Source organism: Prescottella equi, from assembly GCF_020171745.1.
GTDB lineage: Bacteria > Actinomycetota > Actinomycetes > Mycobacteriales > Mycobacteriaceae > Prescottella > Prescottella equi_A.
The window spans coordinates 1-5669 of record NZ_JAIVAH010000001.1 but is presented as its reverse complement, the minus strand read 5'-3'; the positions used below and the strand labels follow the sequence as shown (position 1 = coordinate 5669).

The window sequence follows — 5669 nt, the reverse complement described above, 5'->3', positions numbered from 1 at the left end:
CCCGTCGTGTCGCTCCCGCGGAGGGAGCGACCGACGGGGCTACCGTTCGCGTCTGACGTGAAGTGCTGGACGTGAAGTGCCGCGTAGCTGCCGTTATCCGAACACCTGAGCCGAAATCACGCGACAGGAACGTGTGAGGGAGTTGTCATGGAGTCTGCTGCAGTCAAATTCGTTCTGGTGAGTCTGTTCCTGGCCGGGCTGGTCTCGGCCGGGGTCGGGCTGGCCGAGTTGCACGTGTACACCACTGTCGCCGCGCTCATCGTCGCGTCGGTGTCGGGCCTGCTGCTCCTGCGCGTCCGCGCGGAGTCGCACGGACGCCTCGAGTCGCGCCGCTCCCTGGTCGGCTGACCGCGCCGGAGCGCGGTTTCTGGAACAGTGGTGGGCGGAAACCTCTTCGAGGAGGCATCATGCCCGCACCTGAATCGTCCGCGGCCGAGCGTCGGGCTCGGATCGACGAGCACGTGCGCTACTCGTGCGAGCGTGCGCGACTCGACGGCCACCATCCACAACTGTCCGACGCGGCGGCCGTGCTGATCGCGGCGGCCCGCGTCGATGCGCCCACGCGCGAGATCCTCGGGGCGCGTCGCCGTGCGGGGCGGACGATTCCCTCGATCGGCGGATTCGGTGGACTGCGCCTGGTGTCGGACGAGTACGCGAGGGTCGCTGCCAAGGCCGCTGCTCTGCGCCCTGGTCCGGTCCAGTTGGCGTATCGCTATCGGGCCGCGGAGCTGGGGAAACGCCTGGCGGGTCTGCGATCGGCGGTGACGATGTCTGCGGCCCACTACGGCGGTGGCGTCCGCGCCATCCGTCGTGAACGCCGCGACGGGCTGCATCTGGATCCGGCCCAGCGTGACGCGCTGTTCGCGGCGCTGCAGCGGACGCCAGCGCCGCTGCCGGTCCACCGGCGGCAACTGCACGAACTGCGCAACGCGATGCTCGAGTCGACCGCCGAGCGTGTGGCCCGGATGTCCGCACACACGCGAGCGGAGGACGTGGGCCGACGCGCGTCCGAGGCGCTGGAGCGCGCCGTCGAACCCGACGACGACCGGTTCGCCGACCGCTACGACACGCTGCTGTTCCTCGCCGGCACGCTCTACGACCGGATCGAGGGGGCGCACGTCTGGCATTCCGAGCACTTCGCGATCCAGCGCGCGCAGCTGGATCTCGCGGAGGAACTCACCCAGATCGCGGTCGACACCGTGGCACTGCACGGCATCGTCGGCGAACTCGACGGTGCCGTCCTGTCCAGCCCGGAGGCCCGCGAGCACGTCCAGTCCCGCCGGGACGCGCTGGCCCCGGTGTGGGATCAGCTCGTCGTCCGGGTCGCGGCCCTGGCCCGGATCGGGGACCTTCTCGACCAGGTCGAATCCCACCTGCGGGCGATGGAATCGATGCGCTGGACCACGAGCCTCGACACGAGGATCGACGAGCTCATCGCCCGCTCCGGCAACCGGGAACTGTCCGCCGACAACACCCACCACGTGGGGGACCAGTTCGGCGGTGTCGAGGAGCTGATGGGCACCTATCGCGCGGCGCTGGGCGGCGACATCGCCGAACTCACGGCGCGCGGCGAGTCGTAGTCGACCGTCGGCGGCCCCGCTGATCCGTCGAGCGTCCCGCACAGCGGGAGAACCATCCGCATCGGCCATCCTTGCAAACTTTTGCAAGTTAGGATCGCGTTCGCGTCCTCCGCCGAGGACGGTCCGACAGCGTCGTCAGCGAACGGAGTCGCTATGAACCCCAGCGGAATCGAGGCGTACCGACTCGGCCGCACCTTCGACGTGATGCCGATCCCGATGGATCCCGCGCACTGCGTGGACGTGCCGGCCGGCCCGCTGGTCTTCGTCGTCGAATCCCGATGGCTCAGCGACGAGGCGATCAACGCCAACGCCCTCGAGCGCGGACGTCCCGATGCGACGTACGACAGCGGCATCGACGACGAGGGCGCCTGCGTCCACGTGCTCAGCGCCGCGGACCGGACCGAGCACCTCCGGTTCGACTGCTTCGACAACGAACCGCACTACCACTACATCCGGCAGGCGGACCAGGAGAACGTGGTGGTCCGGTTCGACCAGTTCGCGGAGGGCGATCCCCGGGCCTGGACCCTCGGCCGGCTGCGGTCGCGGCTGCCGCACATGCTCGGGTTCCTGGGCCTGGCCGACCTCGCGGACGCGGTGCGGACCACGGACCTCGAACCCGCGATCGCCGAGGTGGAGCGACTGTTGTCCCGCTGACAGCGATCGAGACCGGTGTTCGACCGCCGGTGTGCCGCTGTCCGTTTGGCGCAGTTTGCATGCCAAGCTGGTCGGGTGCCGATACAGATCCCCGAAAACCCCAGGCTCGAAAACCCCGCCGAGGCGGCGGTGTGGGCCGCGCTGACCGCGCAGCTCGGTCCCGGTGATCTGGTGGTCGCCAATCAGCGCGTGACCGATCATCAGAAGGATCACGAGGTCGACTTCGTCGTCGCGATGGAGGGCGGCGGCATCGTGTGTCTCGAGGTCAAGGGCGGACTGATCTCGCACGACGGCACCGACTGGATCCAGCAGCAACGCAAGGGGCCCAGGGCGATCCACCCGGTCCGCCAGGTGCGGGAATCGTGTTACGCGCTGCGCAGGTTCGTCGAGGCGGATCCGCGCTGGAGTCACGGCCGGCTCCGGTGGGATCACATGGTGGTCTTCCCGAACACCGAGATCTCGCAGGACTTCGCCGTGTCGGACTGCCCGCGGTGGAAGGTCGTCGACCGCACCGACCTGGACCGTATCGGCGAGAGGATCAGGAAGGTCGTTGCGGGTCAACTGCTCGAGCGTCCCGAGCTCACCGCCGCCGGCATCGACAGTCTCGCGGATGCGTTGTCGGGGAGGGGGCTTCCGCAGCGAGACGTCGTGGCACGAGCGATCGCCAACGAGGACGCCGCGGACGCGCTCACCGCCCAGCAGGCCGTGATCCTCGACGCGATCCGGTTGCTCCGCCGCGTCGAGGTGCGGGGCGGTGCCGGCAGCGGCAAGACGTTCCTCGCGGTGGAGCAGGCGCGGCGGCTCGCGAAGTCGGGGGAGCGGGTCGCGCTGATCTGCTACTCGCACGGCCTCGCGTCGTATCTCGAACGGCTCACCGCGACGTGGCCGCGCAAGCACCGTCCGGCCTATGTCGGAGAGTTCCACGCTCTGGGCCAACTGTGGGGTGCGCCCGACGGCCCGGACGAGAGCATCCGCAACGACGACACCGTGCGATTCTGGGAGAACGAATTGCCCCGGCACATGGCGGCGCTCGCTGCGGAGCTTCCCCCGGAGCAGCGGTTCGACGCCGTCGTGGTCGACGAGGCGCAGGACTTCGCGGACGCATGGTGGGAACCGTTGCTCGCTGCGCTCAGTGATGAGGACGGCGGTGGCATGTTCGTGTTCAGCGACGAGGGCCAGCGAGTGTTCGACCGGCAGGGTGTGCCCCCGGTGCAACTCGTTCCGCTGGTGCTCGACCAGAACCTGCGCAACACCCGGCAGATCGCGGGATCGTTCACGTCGCTGGTGGGACAGCGGATGAAGCTTCTCGGGGGCGACGGTCCGGAGGTGCGGTTCGTGCCGTGCTCGTCCGCCGATGCCGTCGGGGTCGCCGACGACCAGATCGACGCGCTGATGGACGAGGGGTGGCGCCCGGAGGACGTGGCCCTGCTGACCACCGGGAGCAGGCATCCAGAACAGGTGTCGCGGCAGCAGCAGGGCAGCGAGGAGTACTGGAAGAGCTTCTGGGACTCCGACCAGGTCTTCTACGGGCACGTTCTCGGCTTCAAGGGGCTGGAGCGCCGCGCCGTCGTGCTGGCGGTGAACGAGGCTGTGGTGCAGGAGCGTTCGAGAGAGCGGCTGTACGTGGGGCTATCCCGGGCCCGTGACCAGTTGGTCGTGTGCGGCGACCCCGATCTGATCACGCGCGTCGGGGGTTCCGAACTGGCTCGGCGACTGGGTATCTGATCGCCGTCCCTCGGGGCGAACGGCACGATCGACGAATTCGAGGAGAGATGACGATGTTCGACGCAACCTGGGAATCGGTGTCCGGGCGAGCACTTCCGGGCTGGTACGACGACGCCAAACTGGGGATCTTTGTGCATTGGGGCCTGTACTCCGTGCCGGCCTGGGCGCCGCAGGTCGACGACATCCAGCAGTTGCTGCGCGAGCGCGGGCCACGAGGGATGCTGCGGAACAACCCTTACGCGGAGTGGTACCTCAACACGATGCGCATCGATGGCAGCCCTACCCAGCGCCATCACGCGCAGACCTACGGAATCGACTGTCCGTACGATAAATTCGTCGAGCAGTTCGATCGGGAGTCGTCGGCGGCGGACCTGGACGCGCTCGCATCGTTGTGTGCGCAGACCGGCGCCGGCTACGTCGTTCTCACCACCAAGCACCACGACGGGTTCACGCTGTGGCCCTCCGATCTGGTGCACCCGCGCAAGGGCGCCTATCACGCGAAACGGGATCTGGTCGGCGATCTGACCGATGCGGTTCGGGCGCGGGGCATGCGCATGGGCCTGTACTACTCGGGCGGATACGACTGGCCCTACAACGATGCGCTGATGGACAGCCCGGCGGATCTCGCACTGGCGGTCCCTCCGGGCGACGACTATCGCGAGTACGCCACCGCACACGTGCGTGAGCTGATCGACCGCTACGGCCCCTCGGTGCTGTGGAACGACATCTGCTGGCCGTCCGGCGGCAACCTGGCTGGGTTGTTCGCGTACTACTACAACACCGTCGAGGACGGCGTGGTCAACGACCGGTGGGCCGAGCAGGACGTGAAGCGGGACAGGACTTCCGAGTTGTTGCTGCGTGGCGCGGGTGAGCTTGCGCAGCGGTTCTGGCGCTTCGTGCCCGACGACAGGAAGGAACTCGCCTTCCCCGGATCCGAGCACTACGACTTCAAGACACCGGAGTATGCCCAGTTCGATACCGTCGTCGACGAGAAATGGGAATCCACTCGCGGCGTCGGTCATTCGTTCGCCGCCAACCGGAACGAACGCCCCGAGGACATCGTCACCGCCACCGAACTGATCCGCTCGTTCGTCGACATCGTCAGCAAGAACGGCAACCTGCTGATCGGAATCGGCCCCGCCGCCGATGGAACGGTGCCGGAGGAACAGCAGGCCCCGCTGCGAGGACTGGGGGAGTGGATGGCGATCAACCGCGACGCGGTGATCGGGAGTCGGCCGTGGACGACCGCAGCCGGTACGACATCGGAGGGCACGCAGGTTCGGTACACCCGCAAGGGATCCGACGTGTTCGTGTTCCTGCTGGACCTACCCGGAACCCGGCGTTTCACGTTGCGTGGCGTCGACCTGCGTGGGGTGCGCGGTGTCGAGTTGCTCGGTGACCCCGTCGTCGCATTGGACTTCTCCACGCTCGACGGCCGATTCTCCGTCGAACTTCCCCCGGAGCTCCCGGTATCGGCCACGCACGTGCTGCGATTGGCAGGCGCGGCGGGCTGACTGGATGCTCGGTCAGGAGGGGGAAGGCCGCGGGCGCTGCGTGTCGGGGGTGCGCAGCGCCCGCGAGCCGGTCTACATCACCAGCCGCGCTCGGCGAGGCGGTGGGGCTGCGGGATCTCGTCGACGTTGATGCCGACCATGGCCTCGCCCAGGCCGCGGGAGACCTTGGCCAGGACGTCGGGGTCGTCGTGGAAGG

Annotated in this window: 5 protein-coding genes and 1 pseudogene; 5 read left to right on the top strand and 1 reads right to left on the bottom strand. The window is 68.3% G+C overall.

From position 1 onward, the window contains the following. Positions 1–147 precede the first annotated feature (147 nt). The 5 genes from LCL87_RS00030 (at position 148) to LCL87_RS00010 (ending at position 5473) form a co-directional block, all read left to right on the top strand. On the top strand, positions 148–348 hold the full coding sequence (locus LCL87_RS00030) for a hypothetical protein (protein WP_225015271.1): 201 nt from the start codon (positions 148–150) through the stop codon (positions 346–348). A gap of 59 nt (positions 349–407) precedes the next feature. Continuing rightward, a complete protein-coding gene (locus tag LCL87_RS00025; protein ID WP_225015269.1) occupies positions 408–1580 on the top strand; it encodes a hypothetical protein in 1173 nt (390 codons plus the stop codon). Between the two features lie 153 nt (positions 1581–1733). After that, on the top strand, positions 1734–2234 hold the full coding sequence (locus tag LCL87_RS00020) for a DUF7700 domain-containing protein (protein WP_225015267.1): 501 nt from the start codon (positions 1734–1736) through the stop codon (positions 2232–2234). 75 nt (positions 2235–2309) lie between these two features. Further along, positions 2310–3959: an NERD domain-containing protein/DEAD/DEAH box helicase gene (locus LCL87_RS00015; protein ID WP_225015265.1), complete on the top strand. Its 1650-nt coding sequence runs from the start codon at positions 2310–2312 to the stop codon at positions 3957–3959. Positions 3960–4012: 53 nt separating this feature from the next. After that, positions 4013–5473 (top strand): alpha-L-fucosidase, encoded by a 1461-nt coding sequence (locus tag LCL87_RS00010; RefSeq protein ID WP_237691545.1) that lies wholly within the window; start codon positions 4013–4015, stop codon positions 5471–5473. 77 nt (positions 5474–5550) lie between these two features. Here LCL87_RS00010 and LCL87_RS00005 read toward each other — a convergent pair. Beyond that, positions 5551–5669, bottom strand: a pseudogene (locus LCL87_RS00005) (pyridoxal 5'-phosphate synthase lyase subunit PdxS); the annotation flags it as partial.